Source organism: Pseudochrobactrum sp. AO18b, from assembly GCF_000409565.1.
GTDB lineage: Bacteria > Pseudomonadota > Alphaproteobacteria > Rhizobiales > Rhizobiaceae > Pseudochrobactrum > Pseudochrobactrum saccharolyticum.
In genome coordinates, this window is sequence record NZ_ANNO01000214.1 from 1 (window position 1) to 1,980 (window position 1,980).

Consider the following 1,980-nt stretch of genomic DNA (forward strand, 5'->3'; position numbering starts at 1 on the left):
CGGCCAATGCTGTGGCGCGCATATCGGAAAGCATGATCGGAGTTCCGCTGGCGCCGAAGAGAGCCCAGAGTTCCATGCCCGGCGCCATTGGTGGTAATGCAGGGAAGCGCCGTGACAAATCTTCGGAGCGAACTTTGCGCAAATAGGCGATTTCACCTTCGCCGAGATGGGCAAATTCGAATTCTGTAAAAATGTGTTTGTCAGCAGTCATTTTAGGCCTCCTGTCCTGGCAGCTCAAAATTGACGCTGCCTTTCGAGAGCATTTGCAGTTGCATTTATCAGCCGATAAAACTGCAACTACGGAGCTGATTATAACAATGAACCCTTTACAGTTCTTTTATAATCCTGAGAACGGTCACTCTTTCACGTTTATACTAATACGCTTGACGAGGCGTTCTGGTTCCGGTCTGTCGAGATCAATCGACAATAATCCGTTTTTTAGTTCCGCGTTGACCACGCGCATACCGTCTGCCAGCACAAAAACACGCTGAAACTGACGTGCAGCAATGCCGCGATGCAGATATTCCCGCTCAGATTCATCAGTCTGCCGTCCGCGGATAACCAGCTGGTTATCTTCAGTCGTAACTTCCAGATCGTCATCAGAAAAACCGGCAACAGCAAGCGTGATGCGCAATTTCTCAGGAACCGGTTGTTCCTGGTCCTGCGCAGAGCTGCGCAGTCTTTCGATATTATATGGCGGATAGCCGTCACCGGATTTAGCAATCCGTTCCAGCGTTTTTTCCATCGTATCGAAACCCAGCAGCAGCGGGCTGGAGAAAGGTGTAAGTCTGGTCATTGTTCAGTCCTTAAGAGCGACCGTTTGGGGAAAACCCGTAGCGGCGTTTTCCTGTTCTTTATATGGCTTGAGAAAAGCTCCACTTCAAGAGCAACAGCTGATATGTGCGTTATCGTTCAAGATTCGTGCTGAAAATAATTTCACTGCATTTATAGTGCGCCTGAAAGCTCATGAGTTCACATGACGCCATGCGCAGATTTTTTGATGAAAGGGATGGCTTTGATGGCCCGCAAAATTATTATCGACACAGATCCGGGGCAGGATGATGCATTGGCAATCCTGCTGGCACTGGCAAGTCCGGAGCTGGATGTGCTGGGTATTGTTGCTGTGGCCGGTAATGTGCCTTTGCCTCTGACGCAGCACAATTCTCTGAAAATTGCCGAACTGGCAGGCAAGCCGCAGACAAAGGTTTTTGCAGGCGCGTCCAAGCCGCTGGTTCGCCCGCTGGTCACCGCAGAGGAAGTCCATGGCCGTACCGGTCTCGATGGTCCTGATCTGCCAGAGCCGGTCATGAAACTGCACAAGCAACATGGTGTGGATTTCATCATTGAAACTTTGCTGCATGAAGCTGCGGGCACAGTCACGCTTTGCGTTCTCGGACCTTTGACCAATATTGCGCTGGCGCTGAACAAGGCACCGGAAATCGCTTCCCGCATTCAGGAAATCGTGCTGATGGGCGGCGGTTTCTTTGAAGGCGGCAATATCACGCCAACCGCTGAGTTCAACTTCTATGTGGATCCGGAAGCGGCGAAAGTCGTTTATGCCTCCGGTGTGCCGATTGTGATGATGCCGCTGGATGTTACCCATAAGGCGCTGACAACCGCAAAACGTATTGAGGCTTTCCGCTCGCTTGGTAACAAGGTGGGTGATGCCTGTGTGGCAATGCTAGAGTTTTTCGAACGCTTTGATGAGGAAAAATACGGTACAGACGGCGGACCGCTGCATGATCCGAATGTGATTGCCTATCTGCTGAAGCCGGAACTCTATTCAGGCCGTCATTGCAATGTTGAGATCGAAACCGCGTCTGAGCTTTGCCTCGGTATGTCGGTAATCGACTGGTGGGGTGTTACCAAACGCCCGAAAAATGCAATCGTGATGCGCGATGTTGACCACGAAGGTTTCTTCACATTGCTGACCGAGCGTATCGCAACGCTTTAAATATAGAGACGATAAAAAACGCCCGC

3 protein-coding genes are annotated in these 1,980 nt (G+C 50.9%); 1 reads left to right on the forward strand and 2 read right to left on the reverse strand.

Annotated features, from left to right (window positions below; all coding sequences use genetic code 11):
• Both A918_RS0108770 and A918_RS0108775 read right to left on the reverse strand, forming a co-directional pair.
• Positions 1-211, reverse strand: a 211-nt coding sequence (locus tag A918_RS0108770; RefSeq protein WP_022710705.1) for a DUF1150 family protein, incomplete at its 3' end; no start/stop codon positions are given.
• A 144-nt stretch (positions 212-355) separates the two neighbouring features.
• Complete coding sequence (locus A918_RS0108775) at positions 356-796, reverse strand: Hsp20 family protein (RefSeq protein WP_022710706.1); 441 nt, start codon at positions 794-796, stop codon at positions 356-358.
• Between the two features lie 222 nt (positions 797-1,018).
• Here A918_RS0108775 and A918_RS0108780 point away from each other — a divergent pair, with 222 nt between their 5' ends.
• A complete protein-coding gene (locus A918_RS0108780; RefSeq protein WP_028233580.1) occupies positions 1,019-1,954 on the forward strand; it encodes a nucleoside hydrolase in 936 nt (311 codons plus the stop codon).
• The last annotated feature ends 26 nt before the right edge of the window (positions 1,955-1,980 follow it).

Excerpts from the sequence above, each read along its gene's own strand:
- A918_RS0108780 (WP_028233580.1), top strand. The coding sequence starts at position 1,019 with ATGGCCCGCAAAATTATTATCGACACAGATCCGGGGCAGGATGATGCA.
- A918_RS0108775 (WP_022710706.1), bottom strand. The coding sequence starts at position 796 with ATGACCAGACTTACACCTTTCTCCAGCCCGCTGCTGCTGGGTTTCGAT.